The sequence below is a fragment of the Candidatus Acetothermia bacterium genome (assembly GCA_024653305.1).
Classification (GTDB): Bacteria; Bipolaricaulota; Bipolaricaulia; order Bipolaricaulales; family Bipolaricaulaceae; genus JACIWI01.
Map to the genome: position 1 here is coordinate 69,819 of JANLFW010000002.1, position 24,218 is coordinate 94,036.

The following is a 24,218-nucleotide window of genomic DNA, read 5'->3' on the forward strand; positions in this document are numbered from 1 at the left end:
ACTCCTTTAGCGCAGGACCAGGATCCGCCCGACCTCGGACCGGATCGTCCGGCCGTCCTGGGTCGCCGTGATCAGGTAGAAATAGAGCCCGTTGGGCACGGTTCGGCCGGCCCCGTCCTCAAGGTCCCAGGTGAACTGGGCCCCCGCTATGTCGCGCTCCACCACGGGCCGGCCGAGGGCGTCGAAGACGCGGATCTTCACGTCCGTCGCCCCCGATGGGAGGAAGACCTGGATCCGGGCCTGGGCAGCGGCTGGGTTATCGAGGAGCCGGGTGCCGATCTCCGCTCCGCCCTTGGCCCGGACGTAGAGGTCGAGGGTTCGCCATGCACTCCACCCGGCCTGGTTCCGGGCCCTCACCTTGACCATATACAGGCCCGCCGCGGGGTAGGTGTGCGTCACGGGCGGGGCGCCGGTGGCGTCCACCGTGCCGTCGCCATTGAAATCCCATTCCCAAGCGGTGACCGGGTCACCCTGAGGGGCGGTGGCAGTGGCGGTGAGGGTGACCGGCTGGCCCGCCTCCGGGACGGCGGGGCTGGCGGAAAGGGCGGTGACCGTGGGCGGCGGTGGCGGCGGAGGAGCGCCGATGGTGATGGTTTTCTCCTTCGTGCCCTTCGCGCCCCGGCGGTCGGTGACCTCGAGCTTCACCGTGTAGGTGCCGGCCGCGGCGTAGGTGTGGGTGGGGTTGGCCTCGGTGGCGGTGCCGCCGTCGCCGAACGTCCAGGCGTAGGTGAACGGGGTATCCGGCGGATCGTCGGGGTCGGTGGCGGTGGAGGTGAAGGTGACGGCCTGGCCGGCGGCAGGGCTTGTGGGGGACCAGGTGAAGTCCACCGTGGGCGGCTGATTCGGGCGCAGGGTGACTGTGATCTGTTTCGTCTTCTTCCCTTCCAGGCCCTTGGCGTCCCGGACGAGCAAGGTCACGGTGAACGTGCCGCCGTCGGGGTACTTGGTCTTGGCCGTCTCCGGCGGCCCGTTCCGCTCCACGTACCTGGGGCTCGCGCCCTCTCCGAAGTCCCATTTGGAGTACACGATGGCATCGCCATCGGGGTCGGTGATCGTCCCTGGAGTGAAGGTGATCTCTTGGCCGTACTGAGGGTTAGCCGGGCTCCAGGTGAAGTCCTGGATCACCGGCGGGTTGTTGACCCCGATGTCGAAGGTGGCGCCTCGAACCGCCGTGGTATCGCCGCTCATTGTGCCCTCGGTGTAGGAGAAAACGGTCTCCAGGCGCACGGTCCGGCCGGCCACGGTCTTGTCGGGGCCGGCGAGGGTGACCCAGATCCAAAGTTCCGCCTTGGCACCGTCGGCCACGGTGTTGTTGGCGGTGGGGGTGATGGACACCCCCGAATTGCGGAACCCCGTGAGGTTCGTGGTCTCGCCGAGGAGGGCCCCGTTCTCCCCGGCAAGCCGCACCTCGAGCTTGGCGAACTGGGTGTCGCTTGCCGTGCCCACGTTCTTCACCCGGACCCGGGTGATGGTGACTCCAGCTGTATTGGCGTCCTTGTCCTCGAGCTTGATCTTCTGGGCCACAAACCGCTGGGTGGAGTAGACCGTGCGCGGATCGATGGCGATGTTCTCCACCACCTCAAACCCCGCGGGGTAAATGGCCACCGTCTCCGGGTAGGTAACCGCCGCCGTGGCATAGGCCGGGCTTGGAGGGGAAGGCACTGGGGGTTCTTCGCTCCCCACACGGACTTCTGGTCGGATGGTACGGCCGGTGGTGGCTAGGGGCGAAACCCGATACTCGATGGTGATGGTCGCTTCCTTTTCGTCCGCGACATCGGTAGGGGTGACCTGGATCCAGCCGCCTATGCGGAAGTCGAACCCCGAAGGCCAACTGGAACGGACCCGGGTGGTGCCCACCCACACCGTGAACCCCGCGATGTCCGCGGTCTCCGCGGTTCCCAAGTTCTTCACGTAAATGTGGGTGATCTGGACTTTATTCCCGTTGTAGTCCCGATCGGCGACCCAAATCTTTTGGGTCAGGCGCTCACCGGGGTTGATCCCCGGTCCTGGAGGCGGTGTGGATATCTCCTCGATTTCTTCAAACCCAGCCCGGCGGATGGTCCAAGTCGTGGGCCCGGTCACCGTTTGGTTTATGGTCTGGCCCGTGTTTTCCTCGACCTCAAGGACGACCGCACTCTTAAGGGTCCTCTCGTCCCGCGGGTACGTGGCGTCCCCCGATTCGTCCCCCGATTGCACCGTGATGGTCACGGTTATCGTGAGCTCAGTCCCGTCGGGGAAGCTCGTGGGCAAAGGTGGCTTCGTAGCCGTGAACACTACACCTGTTCCATCCCATCCGGTGGCCGATTCCGTAGCAGCGGTGTAGGTGGCCGTGCCGTCATTGATCTGGACCTCGATGGACTGGAGGTCGGAGGCCTCGGCGGTAGCACCGTTGGCCCGCTTCACCGTGACCTTGTTGACCTTGACCGCCCGGGCGTTGGCATCGAGGTCGCGAATGCGGAATTTCTGAACCGGTGCGGAGTCCCCGGGGTTGAGGTTGTCGGGGTCCGGGGACTCGTCGGTGATCACTTCAAACCCGGCCTTCCGGATGGTCTCGGGCCGGCCATCCTGGAGGAAGCCGCTGTTCCCCGATTCAGTGGCGGTGTACCAATAGGCGTTCGTCTCCAGAACCACGGTCTCCCCGCCCGAAATTGCGGCGGGGCGAGCTACGTCCACCAGCACCCAAAGATACCGCGTCTGGCCCTTCGGGACGGTGAAAGAGGTAGGAATGACGATCCCGACCTGAAGGTCTTTACCAGTGGTGGGCGCTCGGACAGCTGTCGTGGCAGGGGCAGAAGTGGGCAGGGTTGGGGTCGTGGATTCCAGGGCCAGGGCGATCTGGGTGATGTGGGAGGAGGTGGCGGTGCCCGTGTTCCTCACCTGGATGAACTCGATGGTGGTATCCCGGGCGGAGTCCCCTTTGACGGTGATCACCTGGACGATGATCCCAGTATCACCAGGGTTCAAGGCCTCCCCGCCAAAGGACCTGTCGGTAAACGTGGGGGCGGCCACCGCGGTCACGGCCAGCCCACACAGGACCAGGCTCAACAGGGTCTTCTTCACCGCTACCTCCTCATCTCCGCTAGCCTAGCGCTAGCCTACCCATCTCCCCTCCCGTTGGCCGCGATCGCCGTTACCCGGACCACAGGCGTTTGTCCTTCCTCGCCCACACCCTTGTCCGATCCCGCCCGTGAGTATAGCGCTACGAAAATGTGGGCGTCGGTAATCTTTGCAACATCCGAACACGAAGCCATGAACAGGGATCGGCCCTGAAACAACACGAAAGCAGCGAAGCGCCCTGCCCGACCAGAGAAGAAGCCCGGCGCTTCCGGCACCGGGCTTCCCGTGCATCCCCGAGGCCGCGAGATCGCGCTACAACCTGTACACGTCGCGGTATTTCCGCTGGACGTAGTTCATGAACGGGCGGGGGGAGAGCCCCGCCCCGGTCACCCGAACCACGAGCTCCTCGGGGAGGTACACCCGCCCATGGCGGTGGATCCTCTCCCGCAGCCACTCCCGGATCGACCCGAGCTCGCCGCGCCGCACCCGGGCCCAGAAGTCCGGGACCTCGCGCTCGGCTGCGGCCGCGATCTGGGCCGCGTACAGGTTCCCCAAGCTGTAGGACGGGAAGTACCCGAACATCCCGCCCGACCAGTGCACGTCCTGGAGCACCCCATGGGCATCATCGGGCGGGACCACCCCGAGGTACCTCTCCATCGCCTTCCCCCACCGCCCGGGAAGCTCCTCCACCCTCAAGCGCCCCTCGATCAGGTCCACTTCAAGCTCAAACCGCAAACAGATGTGCAGGTTGTACGTGACCTCGTCCGCCTCCACCCGGATCAGGGACGGCTCCACCCGGTTCACCCCCCGCCAGACCTCCTCCGGGGTGAGCCGGGAGAAGGCGCGGAACCGCTGCACGAGCTTGGGGCGGAAGAACTCCCAAAACGCAAGGGATCGGCCGATCTGGTTCTCCCAGAACCTAGATTGGGACTCATGCATCCCGAACGAAGCCCCGGTATCCAAACCCGTCCAGGCCAGGGCCGGGTCCACCCCCTGGTCGTACAGGGCGTGGCCCCCCTCGTGGAGGGCCCCAAACAGGGCCGAGAACGGATCGTCCGGCCGGTAGCGGTTGGTGACCCGCACGTCCCCCGGGCCGATCCCGATCGTGAAGGGATGGGTGGAGTCGTCGAGCCTTCCGGCGGTGAAGTCGTACCCCATGGCCTGAAGGACCTCCCGGGCGAGGGCCCGCTGGGCCTCTACCCGAAACGGGCCTTGGGGCAAAGGTGGGGGTGGGGTCCCATCCTCCCGGAGCTTTGTCAGAAAGGGCACGAGCTCCTCCCGCAGCTCCCCCAGCGCCGCCCGCAGCTTCCTTGCGGTCATCCCCGGCTCGTACTCCTCCACCAGGGCGTCATACGGGCTCTCTTGGTATCCGATGAGCTTGGCGATCTCGCGCACCAGGTCCACGACCTCCGCGAGGTGCGGGCGGAACATGGAGAAGTCCGAGGCGGCCTTGGCCTTCTCCCAGGTCGTCTCCGCCCGGGCGCAAGCCTCGACGAACCGCTGGTACAGGTCGGGCGGGATGGCCCGGTACCGTTGGTGCTGCCGCTCCCAATGGCGCACCAGGGCCCGATCCACCTCGGAGTCCTCAAGCTCCCCCTTCGCCGCCGCGAGGAGCTCGCCCATCCGCGGGGACACCAGCCGCTCGAAGCTCAACCGCTCCAGCCGGCCCACCACCCGGGCCCGGGCCTCCGCCCCCTTCTCGGGCATGCAGGTGCGCTGGTCCCAGTGGGCGAGGGCCGCGCCCGCGCTGATCTCGACCATCTCCCGCACGTAGCCGCGCAGCTCGTTCAGGGCGGACACGTTACATCCTCTCCGTTCGGCCGGTGAACGCGAACCTGGCGATGCGCACCTTGGGCACGAGCACCGCCCCGAACGCCTCCCCGTGGGTGATGAGGTACGGCTCTCGGCCCACCGCCTCCACCTCCGCCAGGGCCCGCAGGCCGGACTCGGTGGCGCGCAGGTCCTCCACCGCCGCCACGACCTTCCCGTCCTCGACGAGGAACGTCCCGTCACGGGTCATCATCGTCATCACCGCCCGCATGGGGTCCACCGTGCGCGCGTAGTGGAACCGGGTCACGAGGAGGCCCCGCTTGACCCCGGAAAGGAGCTCCGCGTCGCTTGCGGTCCCCGGCTCCAGCACCAGGTGCATCGGCATCGGGGAGTAGCTGGCGTAGGGCGGAGGCAGGGCGTGGCCGGTGGAGGTTGCTCCCATCAGCGTCGCGGTGCGGGCATCGTGGACCACCCCCTCCGCCACCCCGGATCGGAAGAAGTAGACCCGCTTCTTGGGCACCCCCTCGAAGTCGAACGGCAAGGGCAAGGTCTGAGGGTGGCGTCCGTCGTCGTAGACCGTGACCAACTCGGAGACGAGCTTCTCCCCAAGCCGGTCGCAGAGGAAACTGCGCTTCTCGAGGAGGGCCCGGGCAGAGAACCCCATTGAGGAGAGCATCCCAAGGAGGGTCGCCACCGCCGGTTCCTCCAACACCACCGTGTACTCCCCAGGATCGATGGCCACCCGCCGCTCCGAAGCGCGGGCCTTCTCCACCGCACGGTGGGCCACCTCCTCCGGCCGAAACGCGGCGATCACCCCGGAGAACTCGGCATAGCCGGAACCCCGTTCCTTCCCTAGGACCACGGTCACGAACCGCATCGAGGCCCCGCGAAAGTGGGCGTCCACCCCCCGGGAGGTTCGCACCCACAGCTCCGTCCCACCGGTGGAAAGCGACCCGGACGCGTTGTACCCGAGGTCCCGGGCCTCCGCCACCGCCCGGGCCACGAGCCCGGCCCGCTCGCCCGGGGTTGCCGCCCAGGTGGCCTCGTCCCACACGTCGAGCGGCGGGATGGGCTGCGGATCGGGTGGGGCATAGCCGGCGGGGCGGGTCTGGACTCGGGCCACCGCCACCGCCTCCTTCACCGCCCGGCGGAGCCCGTCCCGGGTGAGGTCGTTCGTCTCCTTCACCCCCACCTTGCCGTCGACCCATGCCCGTACGTAGGCCACCGTGTCCGTGGACGCCACGTTCTGGTGGATCTGGCAGCCGGTGAACCGGGTGAGCTCCTCCCGCTCGCGGACGACCACGAGCTCCAGCTCGTCCGCTGCCCGCTGCGCCAACGTCGCCTCCAAGAGCTCCTCCACCCTCACGCTTCCTCCTTTCGCGTGCGCCCGCATCGCCCTCCCGACAAGGGAGAGGGCCTAGGGCGCCGGCCAGCCCAGTTTGTCCCGCAGCCGGGCGAACAGCGTGGCCTCCCCGGACAGGCGTAGGAACACCGTGTCCGCCGGCGCGCGCGCCACCCGGATCGCCTCGCCTGGGGCCAGTTCCCCGGCCATGTCCCCGTCGAGGAACACGGCCGCGGGGGACAACGCCTGAACCCGGACCTCCGCGCCCGCCGGCACCGCCACCGGCCTCAGCCCCAGGCAATGGGAGGCAAGCGGCACGATCAGGATCGCCCCCACGCCGGGGTGGACAATGGGGCCGCCCGCGGCCAGGGCGTAGGCGGTGCTCCCGGTGGGCGTGGCCACGATCACCCCGTCCCCGGAAACGACGGCAACCGAGTCCCCGTCCACCTCCACCGCCAACTCCACGTACCGAGCGTGGGCCGGGCCGACCACGACCACGTCGTTGAGGGCGGTCCCGGCGATCCCCGGCCCGCCGGCGGCAAGGCGCAGGCGCCGTTCTGCCCTAACCTGACCGGAGACCATCTCCTCGAGCGCGTCCTCGATGTGGTCCCCTTCGCACGCGGCCAGGAACCCCAGCGACCCCACGTGCACGCCGAGGATCGGGATCTCGGTTGGGTAAATGCCCGACGCCGCCCGGAGGATCGTCCCGTCCCCGCCCACCGCCACCACCAGGTCCACGCTCTCCGGGAACGCCCGCCACCGGGGCGAGAGGTGGGCCGCGATCCCCCGCCCCTCGCACCACCGGGCGCCCCGCCTCACCACCGCCTCCGCGGCCGGCCTGTCCGGATTGTACACGAACAGAACCTGGCTAAGCTCCACCCTGCCCCCCGATGTACTTCCACCGGCACAGCCGCCGCTCGAGGAACTCGAGGAGCACGTAGAACAAGAGCCCGAGCAGGGCCAGGGCCATCACGCCGGCGAGGGCAATGTCGGCGCGGAACGTGTAGTACTCGATCAGCCGTCCCAGCCCGGACCGCGGCCCGAGGAGCACCCCGAGCTTGGTCTCCGCGATGTACAGCAGCGTGATCCCCAGGCCCACCGATACCCGGGCGGCAGTGAGCACGCTCGGAAGGGTGGCGGGGAGGACCACGTGCCGGTAGAGCTGCCACCGCGACGCGCCCGCCGACCGCACCGCGGTCACATGGGACGGGGAGATGTACTTGGCCGCCCCCTGGGCGGCCACCACCACCTGGAAGAACAGGGCGGCCACCACCACCACCAGCCGCACCACCTCCCCCAGGCCGAACGCAAGATACAGGAACAGGAGGAGGGCCACCGGGGGGATGGGGTAGAGGAGGTAGATCAGCGGGGATAAGTACGTGTCCAGTGCCCGCTCAAATCCAACCGCCAGCCCCAGGGGGAGGCCGAGGGCAAACGCGACCACGAGGGCGACGAAAAAGCGGAGGGCGGAGGTGCCGAACGCCGCCGCCAATACCCCCAGGTTCTCCCACGCCGCGACCGCGGTGGCGGAGGGGCTGGGCAGGATCTCCCGCCCCCGCACCGCCATCAAGGCCCACGACACGGCTGCCCACGCCAGGATGACCACGGCCACCGCGAGAAGGTAGTGCAGGGCGTGCTTCATGGCCCGTTGCTCCCCAAAATCCGCCGGAGGTAGTCCACCCGGGCCGCGAACTCCGGCGTCCCCCGGTAGTCGGGGGCGCCCATGCCGGGATTGTCCACCACCTCCACCAGGCGCGCCGGGCGGGGGGACAGGACGAGCACCCGCCGCCCCAGGAACACCGCTTCCTCCACGTCGTGGGTCACCAGGACCCCGGTGAACCGCATCTCCGCCCACAGGTTCAGGATCAGGTTCTGGATGCGCTCCCGGGTGATGGAGTCCAGGTTGGCCATCGGCTCATCCATGAGCAGGACCTGCGGCCGGAGGGCCAGCACCCGGGCGATCCCCACCCGCCGCTTCATCCCCTCGGAGAGCTCCCCGGGGAAGCGCCGCTCGAACCCGGCCAGGCCCAACGTGGCGAGCACCTCATCCACCGGTTCCTGCCGCCCCTGCAGCCGGAGGGTCAGCTCCGCGTTCTGCCGCACCGTCTTCCACGGAAGTAACCCGGCGTCCTGGAGGATCAACGCCACGTCCCGCCGGATGCCGCGCACCTCCTCCCCATCGATCCGCACCCCGCCGGCAGTGGGCCGAACAAGGCCGTCGATCGCCAGGAGCAAGCTGGTCTTGCCGCACCCGGACGGCCCGACCACGGCCACCAGCTCCCCTCGGTCCACGGAGAACGAGACCTCCTGGAGGGCGATCACCGCTCGGCTCCCGCGGCCGTAGGTGAGGGTGAGGTTCTCGACCTCGATCATCCCGGTGGGGCGATGGTGGCTGTGCCGTACTGGACCGGGGCACGCAGATACCCCTTCTGTGCCGCCCACTCCGCCACCCGGGCGAAGCTGTCGGGGTCCACCGTCGCCGGCTCGGGGAAGACGGGGATGGTGATGGCCGCGATGGCCGCGTCCACCCGGGCCTTGAACTCGGGCTTCCCCTCCGCCGGGTCGGCCCCGGGGAAGAACAACTCCAGGGCAAGGGGCATCGCCGTGGCCACCAGCGCCTCGCGCGGCGTCGCGTTCAGTTTGACCACCGCACGCCGGAACCCGCGGAAGAACCCGGCCACCACCTCCGGCCGGTCCCGGAGGACCCTTCGGTGGACCACGATCACCTCGGGGGGGATCGTCACCCCGCCGAAGTCGGTGAGGATGGCCAACGGGGGCTTGCCCTCGAACTCGTAGTGCAGAAGGTAGTCCACGTACGGTTGGGGGAACACGCCCACGCTGACCATGCCGAACAGCGTCCACGTTGCGTTGACCAGAAGGTTATCCTGGCCGATGTAGGCGTCGGGGGACACCACGAGGTTGTAGCTGCGAAGCAACTGGTCCACGGCGAACTCGAGGTCCGACTGGCGGGGGATGGCGATCTGGAGCCGGGGGTTTCCCCGCACCTGGGCCACGAAGTCCTCCCAGCAGGTGATGCGGGAGTAGCTCACCGGGGTGAGCATGACCAGATGCCGCGCCCCTGGGGCGGGGGTGAACGCGGAGCCGGCGATCACCGCCTCGTCCGGGCGCGCGGCCACGAGCATGATCGCCGAGGTGAGGTCGGTCACCAGGACGTCGATCTGGCCGGCCTGGAATGCCAGGACCCGGTCCCGCCCGCTGGGAAGCGGCACCAGCTCCACCTCCACCCCCTCCTCCTGGAAGGTCCCCCAGGCCACGCCTAGGGCCACGGGCACTGCCCCGAACATGGGGGGAAGGGAAACCCGAAGAGACGCTGCAGAGGCGATCACAGCCGGAGAGGCGATCACAGCCGGAATCGCCAGAACCACGATCCAATGTGGTATGCGCATGGCGCCGCATTATACGCACGTGGCCCGAGGCCGGCAATGTGACCTAGACCACTTGTCCGTGCCCCCAGGGAGTGCTATAGTGGGGCAACTGGTTCCAGTAGAGGAGGTGGGTTCCCGATGCCGTGCTGTGGCTGGTGGTTGTTCGCGTTCTTCTGGATCCTGTGGCTGGGAGTGTTCGCGGCGTGGTGGTGTTGCTGACGTGTCTCTGACCTTCCGGCGCGGGCTGTGCGGGCTGATCCTGGCGGGCGTGGTGGTCGCCGCGGCGGCTGCCCAATCGGTGGAGCAGGTGTTGGCCCAGACCGGGCTCGACCCCGACCTCGTGGCCGCCCTCACCGTGGAGGATGTCGGCGGCAAGGTCCTGTTCGTGTTCGTGTTCGTGAACGAGCGGACCATCGCCTCCCACATCCGCCCCGAGCTGGCGGCAGCCTTGGCCCCGTACGTGGGCGAGAACGCGGTCCTGGTGTGGGCCTATTCCGAGGCCGGGGCCACGTTCGACCCGGGCGCGATCCACCTCGCCCAGGGCGAGGCCGCGGTCGGGCTCACCCAGGAGAACGTGGTCCCCATCGACGGAGACCTCCTGGCGGGAGTGCTTCCCCCGGCAAAGCCCGTGGCCGCGGTGGTCCTCCTCGGGGAGGGGATCGACCCCGGAAAACCCTTCCAGATCTCGTATAGGGACCTGGCCTCGGCCACACTGGCCGTGCAGGCCCAAGCTCAAGCGTCGGCGGAAGCCTCGGCTCAAGCCAGTGCCCAGGCCGGCACGGCGACCGCAACGCCGTGTCCAACGTGTGAGGGGCCGTCCGCGTGCGATCCTTGCGCGTGGCTGTGCGGGTGGTGGACGAGCTGCAACCCGTGCCCGTCCGACACCGCGTGCGATCCCTGCACGGGGCCGGGCTTCATCCTCCCGTTCTTGCTCCTCCTTCTTCTAGGCCTGTGAGGAGGGCCTCGGCCGCCGGGCCCATGATCTCCGGGACGTAGCCGCCCTCGAGCACGCAGAACGTGGGGAGCCTGAGGTCCCCGAGCAGGTAGCCGATGTCGTAGAACGCCTCGACCTCCAGGCCCAACGAGGCGAGAGGGTCGTCCTTGTACGTGTCGAACCCCACCGAGATCGCGAGCTCCTCGTGGTTTCGGCCGGCCGCGGCCAGGGCCTGCTCCAGGGTCTCCAGGTACAGATGTTTCCCGCACCGCGGCGGGAGGGGGAAGTTCAGGCAGTTCCCCTGGGAGTGGTGCCCGGTGCCGGGGTAGTTGTACATGCGGTGCAGCGACACGTAGGTCACGTCCGGGTTCCCGAAGAACACGGCCTCGGTCCCGTTCCCGTGGTGGCCATCGATGTCCACGATCAAGGTGCGGTTCCCGGAGAGCTTCACCGCCACCGCCAGGTTGTTGTAGTAGCAGAACCCGCCCAGGAACGCGGGGCCGGCGTGATGCCCAGGGGGGCGGAGGATGGAGAACCCGTGCCGCTTCTGAGCCAGGATCGCCCCGCCCACCGCGAGCGCCGCGTAGAAGCCGATGTCCGGGTAGGCTGGGCAGTCCGGGTCGGAGAAATCGCGGGACTCCACGCGACGGATGTGGTCCAGGGTATGGACGGCAAGGAGCTCCTCTTGGGTGGCCGGCACCGCCTCCACGAACGGGTACCCCAAGTGCGCGAGGTAGTGCTGGATCATGCGCACCCGGGCCGGGCCTTCCGGATGGCCGATGGCGTGGTACTCCAGGCACCGCTCGCTGAAAATGATGTCCATGGCCTTGGATTATGAGAACCTGGGACCCACTCGGCAACGGCTGATCCTGGCGTCGAGCTCGCCCCGGAGGATCGAGCTCCTGCGTCTTTTGTGCCCGCAGTTCGAGGTGATGGCGCCGCGGGTGGACGAAGGGGAGATCCAGGGGCCGGCCGATCTCCTCCGCACCGCGCGGCGCAAGGCGGAGACGGTGCGGGCGCAGCGCCCGCATGGGCTGGTCATCGCGGCGGACACCGGCGTGTTCCGGGACGGCCGCGCCTACGGTAAGCCCAGCGACCTCGACGAGGCCCAGGCCACCCTGCGCGCCCTCGCCGGCGGTTGGCACTCCGTGTGCACCGGGCTCGTCCTCCTCTCCGGGTCCGCGGAGCGGGAGGCCCTGGTGACGACCCGGGTCCTGTTCAAACCCCTCACGGAGGAGGAGATCGCGTGGTATCTGGGGGTGGAGGAGGTCCTGGACAAGGCTGGGGCGTACGCGATCCAGGGGCGGGCGGCCCCGTTCGTGGAGCGGATCGAGGGCGACTTCTTCAACGTGATGGGCCTGCCCCTGGCTACCCTGTACCGGCTCCTCCGGGAGCTCGGCTGGCGGCCGGGGGAGGGGTGACGTGGCCTGGCCGGGCTACCTCGGATGGACATCCCAGGAGCTCCAGGAGCGGGTGGAGCGCCTCTTCGCCCTCGCCTCCCCGTGCCGGCTGTGCCCACGGAGCTGTGGTGTCCGTCGGGCCGCGGGGGAGCGCGGGTTCTGCCGGGGGGGCCTCCTCCCGTGGGTGGCGAGCTTCGGCCCCCACCTCGGCGAGGAGCGGGAGCTCGTGGGCCACGGCGGCTCGGGCACGATCTTCTTCTCCGGCTGCAACCTAGGGTGCCTCTTCTGCCAGAATTTCACCATCTCTCAGCTCGGGGAAGGCGAGGAGATCTCCGTACGGGAATTGGCCCAAATCATGCTCCAGCTTCAAGAACGGGGTTGCCACAACGTGAACCTCGTCACCCCCACCCACCAGGCTCCCCAGATCGTGGCCGCAGTGGCCGAAGCGCGGGAGGAGGGGCTACGGCTCCCTTTGGTGTGGAACTGCGGAGGCTACGAGGCGGTGGAGGCCCTGCGCCTCCTCGACGGGATCGTGGACATCTACATGCCGGACCTCAAGTACGGGGACTCCGCGGTCGCCGCCCGCTACTCCCACGCCCCGGGGTACGTTGAGGCCGCGCGGGTCGCCCTTAAGGAGATGCACCGCCAGGTGGGGGACCTCGTGGTGGAAGGGGGGATCGCCGTGCGGGGCCTGCTCGTGCGCCACCTCGTCCTGCCTGGGGGGCTCGCCGGGACGGAAGCGGTCCTCCGGTTCGTCCGCGACGAGCTCTCCCCGAATACCTACGTGAACCTGATGGCCCAGTACCATCCGACCCACCGAGCGTGGGAACACCCGGAGCTCGCCCGCCGCCTCACCGCCGCCGAGTACGAAGAAGCCCTGGTCATCGCCCGACGGCTGGGGCTGCGTCGGGCCGGCCCGGGCTAACTTGCATCCCAGATCGGTTTGAGCAATGATCGCCCGGGGGAATACCCACGAAGGAGGGATTCATGCGTAAAGTGCACAGCAAGCTTTTCACCCCTGGGCCCACCGAGGTGCGCCCGGAAATCCTCCAGGCCATGGCCACTCCTCAGATCTACCATCGTTCTCCCGAGTTCCGCGAGCTCTACGCGGAACTCCAGCCCAAGCTGCAGAAGTTCGTGTACACCCAGCAGACGGTGCTCCTGTTCACCTGCTCGTCCACCGGGGCGATGGAGGCCGCGGTCCAGAACTGTGTCCAGAAGAAGTGCCTGAACCTCGTGAACGGGGCGTTCAGCGCGCGCTGGCACGAGATCACCAAGGCCTGCGGCATCCCATGCGAGGCGCTGGAGGTCCCGTGGAACGTGGCCATCAAGCCGGAGATGGTGGAGAAGAAGCTCGCAAGCGGGGAGTTCGACGCGGTGACCCTGGTGTACAACGAGACCTCCACCGGGATGCTCAACCCGCTTCCGGAGATCGCCGAGGTCGTGCACCGGTTTCCGGACGTCCTCCTCCTCGTGGACGCGGTGTCGGCCATGGGCGGGGTGAAGATCGAGTTCGACCGTCTGAGCTTGGACGTGTGCCTGGCCGGGGTGCAGAAGGCGGTGGCCCTGCCCGCTGGGCTCACCATCTGCGCCGTGTCCGACCGGGCCCTCAAGCGGGCGGAGGAGGTGAAGCCCCGCACCTACTACTTCAGCTTCCCGGTGATGCTCAAGTCCCACAAGAAGAACGAGACCCCGGCTACCCCATCCATCCCCCACCTCTTCGCCCTGAACGCCCAGCTCGACGCGATCTTCGAGGAAGGCCTGGATCGCCGGTTCGCCCGCCACGAGGAAATGGCCGCCCTCGTCCAAACCTGGGCCAAGCGGCAGTTCGACATCTACCCCGAGGAGGGGTACTGGTCGAAGACGGTGACCTGCATCGTGAACACCCGGGGGATCTCCGTGGACAACCTGAACAAGACCTTGGTGCGCGACCACGGGATGCGCATCTCCAACGGCTACGGCGACCTCAAGGAGAAGACGTTTCGCATCGCCCACATGGGGGATCTCACCGTGGCCGACGTGCGCGGGCTGCTGGCCACGATCGACGGGATCCTCGGGCTGTAGGGAGGTTCTATGCGTGTACTGATCTGCGATCCGGTCGCGGAGCCGGCCCTGGAGCGCCTGCGCCAGGCCGGCCTTACGGTGGTGGTGCGCACCGGGATGTCCCCGGAGGAGCTCGTGCAGGAGCTTTCCCGGGGGTACGAAGCGATCGTGGTCCGGTCGGCGACCAAGGTCCGCAAGCCGGCCATCGATGCCGCGGTGAGCCTGAAGCTGATCGTTCGGGCTGGGGTGGGCTTGGACAACGTGGACGCGGACTACGCCAAGGAGAGGGGGATCGAGGTCCTGAACACGCCTAAGGCCAGCTCGGACTCGGTGGCGGAGCTCGCACTGGCCCACATGTTCGCCCTCGCCCGGTCCATCCCCCAGGCCACCCAGTCCCTGCGCGAGGGGAAGTGGGAGAAGAAGGCGTTCCACGGGATCGAGCTTCAAGGGAAGACCCTCGGGGTGATCGGGATCGGCCGCATCGGCCAGGCGCTCGCGCGCAGGGCCCTTGGCCTCGGGATGACGGTCATCGCCCACGACAAGTTCGTGTCCAAATCCCCTCTGCCCGACGTCCCCTTGGTTCCGCTCGTGGAGCTCCTCCGTCGGTCCGACTTCGTCAGCCTGCACGTTCCGGCCGATCCGGCAGGGCCGGTGATCGGGGAGAAGGAGATCGCCCAGATGAAGGACGGGGCATACCTCATCAACTGCGCCCGCGGGGGGGTCGTGGACGAACGGGCCCTCCTCGCCGCCCTTAAGTCCGGCAAGCTCGCCGGGGCCGGCCTCGACGTGTTCGCGGAGGAGCCCCCGAAGAACATGGACCTCCTCCGTCACCCCAAGGTCAGCCTTACCCCCCACATCGGCGCCCAGACCCACGAAGCCCAGGAGCGGATCGGCGACGAGGTGGTGGAGATCCTCCTCCAGCGTGCAAAGGGGGCGTGAACCTTGGCCGTCGTCCACCCGTTCCGCGGCATCCGCTACAACCTGAAGGCGGTGCGGGACCTGTCCCTGGTGGTGACCCAGCCCTACGACCGGATCGGCCCAAGGGAGATGGAGGCCTACCTCAAACGGTCGCCGTACAACTTCGTGCGCCTCATCGGGGGCAAGACCCCACCCCAGGACGAGGGGGACTATGCCCGGCGGGCCGAGCTCTTCCAGGCTTGGCTTCGGAAGAGGATCCTCCTCCAGGACCCCCGCCCGGGAATCTACGTGTACCACACGCACTTCACCCACGACGGGGAGAGATTTGTCCGCCAAGGGCTGATCGCCCTCCTCGACCTCCAGGAGAGCCGGGCCAAGGCCCACGAGCGCACCCTGCGGGGCCCGAAGGAAGACCGCCTGAAGCTGTTCCGGGCCACCGAGGCCCACCTCGAGCATATCTTCCTTCTCTACCGGGACCCAGAGCGCCGCGCCACCCGCGCCGTGGAGCAGGCGATCGCCGGCCGGGCCCCGGACATGGAGGCCCGCGACGACTTCGGCAACGCCCACCTCGTGTGGTACATACCCGATGAGAAGGCGATCCAGACCGTGCAAGAGACCCTGGCCCCCTTGGACCTGTACATCGCCGACGGCCATCACCGGTTCGAGACGGCGCGCGCGTTCATGCAGGAATGCCTGGACCGGGGTTGGCGGCCGGTGGGGCCGGAGAGCTTCACCGCGCTCCCGGTGACCCTGGTGAACGCAGCCGAGCCGGGATGCGTGATCCGGCCGACCCCACGGGTGGTCCACAGCCTCCCCGGCTTCGACCTTGACCGGTTCCTCACGGACGTCGCGAGCGGCTTCCGCGTGGACCCGATCGGCTCCCTGGCCGAGGCCAAGCAGCGCCTGCGCGCCGGCCTGGGAAGGAACGTGTTCGTGGCCTACGCCGGACGGCGCTTCTGGGCCCTGTCCCTCCGCCCGGACGCGGACTTAGACGAACTCGTCCCCGGGGACCGCTCCCCCGCCTGGAAGCGGCTGGACGTGGCCATCCTCCACAAGGCGATCCTCGAGCGGTGGTTGGGGATTGACGAGGAGGCGCTGGCCCGACAGACGAACGTGGACTACACCCACACCGCGGAGGAAGCGGTGGCCGCGGTGGACGAGGGGCATGGCCAGATCGCGTTCCTCCTTAACCCGACCCGGGTCGAGGAGGTGATGGCCCTGGCCGACCACGGGGAACCGATGCCCCAGAAGTCCACCGACTTCTATCCAAAGCTCCTCTCCGGCCTGGTGGCCATGAAGATGGAGATCGAAAAGCCCTAAGTCGCAGGAATTCTTGACGGACCTGAGATTTTGACGTACAAAACACACCGTCATGGTTACCATTAAGGATGTGGCCCGAGCGGCCGGGGTATCCCCGTCCACCGTGTCCCGGGCGCTCAACGACTCCCCGCTCCTGCGGGAAGAAACCAAGGCCCGCATCCGCCGCCTGGCCACGGAGCTCGGCTACGAGCGCAACGAGCTCGCGAGGGGGCTGGTCAAGGGCTCGTCTGGGGTGGTGGGCCTCCTCGTCCCTGACATCACCAACCCGTTCTTCGCCGAGATCACCCACGGGGTGGGGGAGGTGGCCCATGCCCGGGGGTACGGGGTGGTGCTGTGCACCACGGATGGGGACCCCGATCGGGAACGCAGCTACATGCAGCTCCTGCGCCGCAAAAGGGTGGATGGGCTCATCCTGACCTCGGTGACCGCCGACGACCCCTCTCTCGTGACCCTCATGCGGGCCGGCCTCCCCTTGGTCCTGGTGTCCCGCCTCGTGCGGGGGGTGGACGCCCCGTACGTGGTGGTGGACGACCGGAAGGGGGGCCGGCTGGCGGTGGAGCACCTCGTGGACCTCGGGCACCGGCGGATCGGGTTCATCGGAGGGCCGGAGAACGTCCAGTCCAGCCAGGACCGGATGGAGGCGTACCGGGAGGTCCTGGCCGAGCAGAGGCTTCCCGTGCGGAAGAGCTGGGCTGTATACGCCGACTTCACTCAAGCGGCTGGTCAGGACCAGGGCCACCGGATGCTCGGCCTCCCCCACCGCCCTACTGCGATCTTCGCCGCCAACGACATGATCGCCCTCGGGGTGCTGGAGGCAGCCGAGGAGGTCGGATTGCGGGTGCCGGAGGACCTGTCCCTGGTCGGCTACAACGACATCAGCTATGCGTCGCTTCCCTGCATCCAGCTCACCACCGTCGCTCAGCCCACCTACGACATGGGGCGGATTGCGGCCGACTATCTCCTGGACGTGATCGAGCACCGCCGGCGCCGGAAGCTCCGGAAGGTTCTGCCCCCCAAGCTCGTGGTGCGCCGCACCACCGCTCCGCCGCGGAGACCAGGACAAACCGGGGGCGAAAGGAGGCGAGGCCGGTGAGGAGGGACCAGGGCGGCGAGGGACCGATGTCTGAGATCCGCGATCGGCTACGCCAACGTTTTTCTTCCCTGACCAAGGTTCAGAAGGACCTCGCCCACCGGCTGCTCACGAGCTACGAAGACTACATCTTCCTTAGCATCGATGAGGCCGCCCAGGCACTGGGTGTGCATAAGTCGACCCTGGTGCGATTGGCACAGCGCTTAGGGTATCCTGGATACACCGAGTTCCGGAGCGACTTGCAGGAACTCTACCGCCAGGAGATCACCCCGGGGCGCAAGTTAGGGAAAACCCTGGCCGAGATCCATGAGGACAACCTGTTCCAGCAGGTGATCGAAACGGAGATCATGTACCTGCGGGAAGCGCTTAAGACTGTGCATCCCACGGATTTCCGCCGGGCGGCCGCGTTGATCCTCAAGGCGAAGCGGGTGTTCATCTGTGGGCGGGGACCCCAAGTCCCACTGGCTGAACTCTTGGCGTTCCGGCTACGCCGGTTCCACCTCGACGTTCACGTCATTGCCGAGGAAGGCCGAGCCATCCTGGAGAAACTCCAGTTGCTCACGGCCAAGGACGTGCTCATCCTCTACAGCTTTATCGCTGTGCCCAAGGAGCACCTGATGGCCATCACCCTCGCCGCCGAGGTCGGCTGCCCGGTGATCCTGGTCACCGACACGGTGGCCAAGGACATGGTGGACGGGGTAGCCCTGGTCCTGGCCGCTCGGCGGGGCCCGGCCACCATTTACCACACGGACATCGTGCCTATGGCGATCCAAACGGCATTGGTTTTGCAGATCGCCAAGATGCGAGCGCCACAGGTGCTCCGGCGGTTGGAACGCCTGCAGGAGCTCCGCCGGCGTTTCGGCTACGAACATTCGGTGATTCCTCACCAATAACCGAAGTCATCGGCCCCACTTGACGCTGAGGAGGGGACGCCCTACAATGAGCAACGGACGTTGCAAGAGCCCCTAGTTCCTGCAACAAAGGGCGGTCGGCTGACGTGGACGTGCACGCTGGAGCTGGACGAAGGCTGTCCCCCGCCCAGGCCCTGGCCCTGGACGGGCATGGGGTCGTTTATTCCCGCAACCGTGAGGTGGTCGATGCCCTGATCGACGCCCTCCAAGCCCAGGGCTGGCTCCCCATCGCCCCAAGCGAGGCCAAATCCCTCTACCTCTCCTTACAGGAGCGCGCGTTCGCCCGAAAGATCCCCTACGAGAAGATGCTCGCCGAGTTCGCCCGTGGCCTTGGGCTTCCCGAGCCAGATGGGATAACGCGGCTTCACGACTTGGTTCAGGAGTTCAGCGCCGACATCGTTGTTGACCCCGATCTCCCGGGCGTGCTCACCGAACTCCGGGCCCGGGGGGTCACGGTGGGCATGCTCACCAACAGCATCCACCCTGACGCGGTGAAACGGCAGTGGCTGGAACAGGCGGGGATCGCGCACCTGTTTGACCTCATCGTGTCGTCGGTGGATGAGCGGTGCCGGAAACCGGACCCGGAGATCTTTCGACGGTTTACGGCCCGGGTTGGGTTGCCTCCGGAGGCCACCGTGTTCGTTGGGCACGACCCGAGCGAGATCGAGGGGGCCAAGGCCGCCGGCATGATCACCGTCTGCCTGCGCTGTTCATGCCGACAGGCCGACTACGTGGTACCGCGGTTCAGCGAGGTGGCCGAGTTGCCACTATGGCCGCCTCCCGTAACGAAGGAGGGGTGACCATGCGCAGGATCTTCGTGTGGGCCATGGCCGTGCTGGTCATGGGAGTACTGGCCGTGGGAGCGGGTCCGTGGGCGATCCACCTCAGTTGGCAAAACGACCCCGCGACTACGATGACCGTCATGTGGCGCACCACGCCCGACATCACCACGAGCGTTGTGGAGTACGGGTTGACCCAAGAACTCGGGCAGCAGGCGACGGGTGCGCGCCATGGCTACAAGTTCGTGCGGGAAGACGTGGTGTGGCATACCGTGGAGATCACCGGACTTGCCGCGAACACGACCTACTACTATCGGTGCGGGGCGCCCGAGTACTGGAGCGAAATCTACTCGTTCATCACTGCCCCTTCCAAGGACGACCCCCGCGTGGGCTTTACGTTCGCCATCATCGGAGATACGCAGGACAACTTCACCATTATGGGACAAGTCCTCGAGAAGGTGCGGGAAGCGGGGGTCCGGTTCATCCTCGGCACCGGGGACTTGACCCAAGGGGGAAGCCACTACGAGTTCAACCTGTGGTTCAAAGCCGCTGGCGACGTGTTCGCGAGCATCCCGTTCATCCCGAGCGTTGGAAACCACGATATCATGTTGCCCACCTACTTCGACCAGTTCGCCCTCCCCAACAATGAAAAGTGGTTCTCCTACGACTACGGGCCGATCCACTTCGCACACCTTTGTTCCGTCACCGAAGACCTGGTCGTCCAGCAGCGACCGTGGCTGATCCAAGACCTGCGAAGTACGACCCAGCCTTGGAAGATTGTGCTCGCGCATCACACCGTGTATTCCATGGATGATTCACACGGCCCCACCCAATCTGTCCACGATCATTGGGTGGATGTGTTCGAGCGGTTCGCGGTTGACATCTACTTCAACGGCCATGCCCACACCTACGAGCGCACCTGGCCGATTCGGGGCGGGCGAGTAGACGGCACCGGGGTCACCTATGTCACCGATGGATCCGCCGGAGCGAACCCCCGCACCATCTTGGGCCGGAATTGGTGGACCGCCGTTTCCGAGGGCAAGGTCTACACCTACATCCTCGTTCAGGTTCGGCCCCGACCGGCACAGCTCACGTTCACCGTGTATCGCCTCGACGGAAGCGTTCTCGACTCTTTCACCATGAAGAAACCCTGAGAGGGACAAGGAGGTGAGCGGACCACAGGAAGAGAGGGACAGGTCAGACTTCGTGAAACTGGAACGCATGCATGAAGGAGGAATCCGATGAGACGGATTGTGTGTGGTGGGCTAGTCGTAGCGTGTCTGTTGGGCCTGGTGGCTTGGGCGGCGCCATGGACCGAGATCGCACCGCTCAACGTAGCACGCTCCAAGCACAGAGCGGTGGCTCTGGATGGGAAGATCTACGTGGTCGGAGGCAACGACGTGGACGGCAAGTGCGCCCCGGTCGAGGTGTACGACCCAACGGCCAATACGTGGACCGTGCTCGGCCCGAGCCCGGTCAACTGCGAGATGCCTTGTCTGGCCACCGTGGGGGGGAAGATCTATTCCCTCGCTGGCCGAACGTCGGCGAAGGTCCGCACGTTGAGCGGTTATGTGTGGGACCCTGCAAGCGGTGTAGTGGCTTGGAAGCCAGTTCCCGGCGGGATGACCATGGCCCACGGTGACGCGGCGTGTGTTGTCATTGGGACGAAGATCTACCTCCTGACTGGCGAGGACGATTCACTGACCAACACGGGCTACGACTACGTTGAGGCAACCGACGTGTTCGACGTCGCAACGCTCAAGTGGTCCACTGCCGCACCGCTCGTCAAGCGCGGACGGGAGGACTTCGACGCCACTGCGGTCGGGACGAAGATCGTGGTCGTGGCCGGGCAAGGCGGACCGGACCAGGGCGCCCTCCGCTGGTTGAGCGTGTACGAAGCAGCAACGAACACATGGCAACACTGGGACGAGGGTGTGCCGCTTCCGTGGGAGCACCCCCGGACGCTCACGGTCGGGGAGTACGTCTATATCATGACTGGCCGCGGCGAGGGTGCGTTTGTCAACTACCGACTCGATCTGGCGACGATGGCCTGGACCGAGCACACTCCGCCTCCCGAACCGGTCACCTCCTGCGCCGCCGTTGTGCTCGGGGGGAAGATCTATCTGATGGGAGGCGTTCACCTGGACGGGACCCTCCTGGCCAGGGTGTTCGTCTACGATCCGTGTCAGGATAAGTAGAGGAGGTGGTCGAGGATGTGGCGAAAGCACACGTGGGCAAAGCTCGTACTTGTGGGGAGCATGCTCCTGTTCGGCGCGGTGATCCTGGCCCAACAGACGGGTCTCACGCCGCAACAGGACGCGTGGCTCAGGAAAGCCCAAATCGGGCCTTATCAGCCAGAGGTTGAAGATTGGGATGCCATCTACCAGGCGGCCAAGGCTGAAGGGAAGGTTGTGATCTTGTCCCTGTCGTCACGGATCTACCAGGTCGTAGAGTCGTTCAAGGCCGCCTACCCTGGGATCGAGGTCGAGGCCTACGACATGACCGATGTGCAGCAGATCGAGAAGCTGACCCGGGAACAGGGCGCCGGAATCTACACGATCGATGTGCTGTTCCTCGCGGGGACCACGACCCTGGTCAAGGAACTCCTGCCTCAGCGTCTGATCTGGAACTACGTGCCAACGACCTTGGTTGACGGTGTGCTCGCCACGGACGCGATCCCGGAAGAGTTCAGGTCGCCCCTTCTCGTGCACAGCGTCGAGTCCAAGGTCGTGTTCTACAACTTCGAGACCTACCCTACTCCTCCAGTGACGAGTCTGTGGGATCTGACGCGGCCGGAGTGGAAGGGCCGGGTCCAGTTCAAGGACCCCTTGACCACGGAGGAGAACATGAACTTCCTCCAGATGGTCGTCAAGAACGCTGACCTCATGGCCGCCGCGTACCAAGCGACGTTTGGGACACCCATCGTGCTGAGCCCGGGAATCCCGAACGCCGGCTATGAGTGGATCAAGCGACTTGCGGACAACGGCCTTGTGATCACCAAGTCCGACGGGGACGCGACGAAGGCGTGCGGGACCCCTGGACAGGCCAAACCGCCGCTCGCGATCGCTTCGTCGTCCAAGATCCGCGACAACGAGAAAGGTCAGGTGCTGGCCATCGGCTGGGATCTCTCCCCGGTGGCCGGACTCAGCAAACTCAACTACATGAGCATTGCCAACCTGGCCCCCCACCCCAACGCCGCGAAGCTCCTCATCCAGTGGATGCTCGGCGACGGGGGCGGCGGCGCGGGCTACGATCCGTTCTATGTGAAGGGGCAGTGGAGCTCGCGGATCGTGGCGCGAAACCCTCTCCCCGAGATCACCCTCGATACCCTGCGCGCGCGGACGTGGTTCGTGGATCCGGACTGGGTCTACGAACACGGCCTGCAGGTGCAGGACTTCTGGCTCACGCTGCGCTAGGATGTGAAACCGCGGGGCTGCGGCGGTGCCGCAGCCCCGCTCCCCTTATCGCGGACAATGCCGGGTAACAGACTCAGCGTGCGGCGTCCCCTGCTGCGCCTCCTTCGCCAGCCGGAGCGGATATGGGGGCTGGCCCTGATCCTCGGGCTGCTCGTGTTCGTGGCCATCCCCCTGGGAAATATGGCGGTCAGCTCGTTCCGCTTCGATTCCTCGGGTCCCCGCTACGTCAAGGGGGTCCTGCCGGGAGAGCCCACCACCTTCTACTGGCACCGCACCCTGTTCGGCCCTTTGGCACAGGCGATCTTCTGGGTGCCAGTATCACGCAGCCTTCTCATCGCCGTCCTCATCTGTGCGCTGGCCCTCCCCCTCGGAACCCTGTTCGCGTGGCTCGTGGCGCGGACCGACCTCCCTGCAAAGGGTTTTTTCAACTCGGTCCTGATCGTCCCCTACATCATGCCTTCCTGGACGGTGGCCCTGGCCTGGCTCACCGTGTTCAAAAGCGAGCAGTTCGGCGGACGGCCTGGCCTCGTGCGCGCGTTGTTTGGGGTCAACCCGCCGGCCTGGGCGAGCTACGGGCTTCTCCCGATCGTGATCGCACTCGCGGTGCACTACATCCCCTATGCGTTCGTGCTCATGAGGGGCGCGCTGGCGACGGTGGACGCCCAGCTCGAGGAGAGCGCGGAGGTCCTGGGGGCAGGTAAACTCGAGGTGTTCCGTAAGATCACCCTGCCCCTCGTGCTCCCGGCCCTGGGATCGGCGTTCGTCCTCACCTTCGGGAGGGGGTTGGGGGAGTTCGGGACCCAGGCCTTCCTTGGGTTGCCCGTCGGGTACTACACCCTATCCACGCGGGTCTACTGGGCGCTGAGCTCCCGCCAACATAGCCAGGGCTACGTGCTGACGTTGATCCTCATCCTGGCCACCTCGCTTGTGGTGTTCACCAATCAGAAGCTCATCGGCACGCGCAAGCGGTTCACCACGATCACCGGGAAGGGAGCCTACCATCGTCCGGTGCGACTCGGAGGATGGCGGATCCCGGCCGTGGCGCTCCTAGGGGCGTTTATCGTCGTGTTCGTCCTCGCCCCGTTGGGCTTGATCGCCCTGGAGACGCTCATGCGCTACGAAGGTCAGTACTCGCTATCCAACTTCACCGGATACTACTGGATCGGGCAAGGAGAACGGATGCTGGCCGACGGACAGCCCGGGATCTTCCGGAGCCCGTTCATCCTGGGGGCGATCAAGAACTCGGTCACCTTGGCCGGGATCACCGCGCTCGTCAGCGGGGTTCTCGGTCTCCTCATCGGGTACGCCGTGGTACGCAGGCGTGGAACGGTGATGTCGCGGTCCATCGAGATCCTCAGTTTCATTCCCTACATGATCCCCGGGCTCGCGTTCGGCGGGATCTACCTCAGCCTATTCGCCCGGTCGTGGGGGCCCCTCCCGGCCCTGTACGGGACGATGGCTCTGCTGGTGTTGGCCTGTACGATCAAGTATCTGCCCTTCTCCTCCAGCTCGGGCATCTCCGCGATGCACCAGATTGACCCGTCGCTCGAGGAAGCGGCCAACCTCCACGGGGCGCGGTGGGGGAGACGGTTCGTACGAATCGTGCTGCCTCTTGCCAAGAGCGGGGTGATGTCCGCCGCCCTCCTCACCTTCATCACCGCAATGCGCACGCTGGACTTGATCGTGCTCCTGGTCACTCCCCAAACCCGCGTCATGACCTCCGTTATTTGGGGATACCAATCCCAAGGGTTCACCCAACTTGCCTACGCTGTGATGCTCCTCATCGTCGTGATCACCCTGACCGGCCACTTCGTGATCCGACGGTTGGGGGGAAAGTTCGAATTGTGAGGAG

General features: G+C 66.7%; 21 protein-coding genes. 13 read left to right on the forward strand and 8 right to left on the reverse strand.

The annotated features are described in order from the left end of the window. Nucleotides 1-6: 6 nt before the first annotated feature. From NUV94_01525 to NUV94_01555, 7 genes are all read right to left on the reverse strand, one after another. The gene (locus NUV94_01525; GenBank protein MCR4391469.1) at nt 7-3,060 is read right to left on the reverse strand and encodes a PKD domain-containing protein; all 3,054 of its coding nucleotides are present in this window, start codon (nt 3,058-3,060) and stop codon (nt 7-9) included. Nucleotides 3,061-3,369: 309 nt separating this feature from the next. Then, nucleotides 3,370-4,857, reverse strand: coding sequence for a carboxypeptidase M32 (locus NUV94_01530; GenBank protein ID MCR4391470.1), 1,488 nt, complete (start codon nt 4,855-4,857; stop codon nt 3,370-3,372). A gap of 1 nt (nt 4,858) precedes the next feature. After that, a complete protein-coding gene (locus NUV94_01535) occupies nt 4,859-6,193 on the reverse strand; it encodes a TldD/PmbA family protein (protein ID MCR4391471.1) in 1,335 nt (444 codons plus the stop codon). Between the two features lie 51 nt (nt 6,194-6,244). Next, nucleotides 6,245-7,048: an NAD(+)/NADH kinase gene (locus NUV94_01540; GenBank protein MCR4391472.1), complete on the reverse strand. Its 804-nt coding sequence runs from the start codon at nt 7,046-7,048 to the stop codon at nt 6,245-6,247. Continuing rightward, nucleotides 7,038-7,811 carry an ABC transporter permease subunit gene (locus NUV94_01545; GenBank protein ID MCR4391473.1) on the reverse strand — a complete coding sequence of 258 codons (774 nt, stop codon included), beginning with the start codon at nt 7,809-7,811 and terminating at the stop codon, nt 7,038-7,040. The genes NUV94_01540 and NUV94_01545 overlap by 11 nt, the downstream gene beginning before the upstream one ends. Continuing rightward, nucleotides 7,808-8,542 carry an ABC transporter ATP-binding protein gene (locus tag NUV94_01550; protein ID MCR4391474.1) on the reverse strand — a complete coding sequence of 245 codons (735 nt, stop codon included), beginning with the start codon at nt 8,540-8,542 and terminating at the stop codon, nt 7,808-7,810. The genes NUV94_01545 and NUV94_01550 overlap by 4 nt, the downstream gene beginning before the upstream one ends. Then, complete coding sequence (locus NUV94_01555; protein ID MCR4391475.1) at nt 8,539-9,576, reverse strand: hypothetical protein; 1,038 nt, start codon at nt 9,574-9,576, stop codon at nt 8,539-8,541. The genes NUV94_01550 and NUV94_01555 overlap by 4 nt, the downstream gene beginning before the upstream one ends. Nucleotides 9,577-9,775: 199 nt before the next feature. On the opposite strand from NUV94_01555, the gene NUV94_01560 reads away from it, so the two are divergent. Further along, entirely contained in the window at nt 9,776-10,510 is a 735-nt protein-coding gene (locus NUV94_01560; protein ID MCR4391476.1) for a hypothetical protein, read from the forward strand. Here NUV94_01560 and NUV94_01565 read toward each other — a convergent pair. Continuing rightward, nucleotides 10,470-11,312 carry a histone deacetylase gene (locus NUV94_01565; GenBank protein MCR4391477.1) on the reverse strand — a complete coding sequence of 281 codons (843 nt, stop codon included), beginning with the start codon at nt 11,310-11,312 and terminating at the stop codon, nt 10,470-10,472. The two genes, NUV94_01560 and NUV94_01565, sit on opposite strands and share 41 nt — an antisense overlap. On the opposite strand from NUV94_01565, the gene NUV94_01570 reads away from it, so the two are divergent. The 12 genes from NUV94_01570 (at nt 11,311) to NUV94_01625 (ending at nt 24,214) form a co-directional block, all read left to right on the forward strand. Next, on the forward strand, nt 11,311-11,910 hold the full coding sequence (locus NUV94_01570; protein ID MCR4391478.1) for a Maf family protein: 600 nt from the start codon (nt 11,311-11,313) through the stop codon (nt 11,908-11,910). The two genes, NUV94_01565 and NUV94_01570, sit on opposite strands and share 2 nt — an antisense overlap. 1 nt (nt 11,911) lies before the next feature. After that, a complete protein-coding gene (locus NUV94_01575; GenBank protein ID MCR4391479.1) occupies nt 11,912-12,814 on the forward strand; it encodes a radical SAM protein in 903 nt (300 codons plus the stop codon). Between the two features lie 62 nt (nt 12,815-12,876). Beyond that, nucleotides 12,877-13,953 (forward strand): alanine--glyoxylate aminotransferase family protein, encoded by a 1,077-nt coding sequence (locus NUV94_01580; GenBank protein MCR4391480.1) that lies wholly within the window; start codon nt 12,877-12,879, stop codon nt 13,951-13,953. 9 nt (nt 13,954-13,962) lie between these two features. After that, nucleotides 13,963-14,871, forward strand: coding sequence for a D-2-hydroxyacid dehydrogenase (locus NUV94_01585; protein MCR4391481.1), 909 nt, complete (start codon nt 13,963-13,965; stop codon nt 14,869-14,871). Between the two features lie 3 nt (nt 14,872-14,874). After that, a complete protein-coding gene (locus NUV94_01590) occupies nt 14,875-16,170 on the forward strand; it encodes a DUF1015 domain-containing protein (protein ID MCR4391482.1) in 1,296 nt (431 codons plus the stop codon). Between the two features lie 52 nt (nt 16,171-16,222). Beyond that, nucleotides 16,223-17,263, forward strand: coding sequence for a LacI family transcriptional regulator (locus NUV94_01595; GenBank protein MCR4391483.1), 1,041 nt, complete (start codon nt 16,223-16,225; stop codon nt 17,261-17,263). Beyond that, on the forward strand, nt 17,260-18,153 hold the full coding sequence (locus NUV94_01600) for a MurR/RpiR family transcriptional regulator (protein MCR4391484.1): 894 nt from the start codon (nt 17,260-17,262) through the stop codon (nt 18,151-18,153). The genes NUV94_01595 and NUV94_01600 overlap by 4 nt, the downstream gene beginning before the upstream one ends. Nucleotides 18,154-18,257: 104 nt before the next feature. Further along, entirely contained in the window at nt 18,258-18,971 is a 714-nt protein-coding gene (locus tag NUV94_01605) for an HAD family hydrolase (protein ID MCR4391485.1), read from the forward strand. A gap of 2 nt (nt 18,972-18,973) precedes the next feature. Further along, nucleotides 18,974-20,104, forward strand: coding sequence for a metallophosphoesterase family protein (locus NUV94_01610; protein MCR4391486.1), 1,131 nt, complete (start codon nt 18,974-18,976; stop codon nt 20,102-20,104). Nucleotides 20,105-20,191: 87 nt separating this feature from the next. After that, entirely contained in the window at nt 20,192-21,148 is a 957-nt protein-coding gene (locus NUV94_01615; GenBank protein ID MCR4391487.1) for a hypothetical protein, read from the forward strand. Nucleotides 21,149-21,163: 15 nt separating this feature from the next. Then, nucleotides 21,164-22,366: an ABC transporter substrate-binding protein gene (locus tag NUV94_01620; protein ID MCR4391488.1), complete on the forward strand. Its 1,203-nt coding sequence runs from the start codon at nt 21,164-21,166 to the stop codon at nt 22,364-22,366. 78 nt (nt 22,367-22,444) lie between these two features. Continuing rightward, nucleotides 22,445-24,214 (forward strand): iron ABC transporter permease, encoded by a 1,770-nt coding sequence (locus NUV94_01625; protein MCR4391489.1) that lies wholly within the window; start codon nt 22,445-22,447, stop codon nt 24,212-24,214. Nucleotides 24,215-24,218 lie beyond the last annotated feature (4 nt).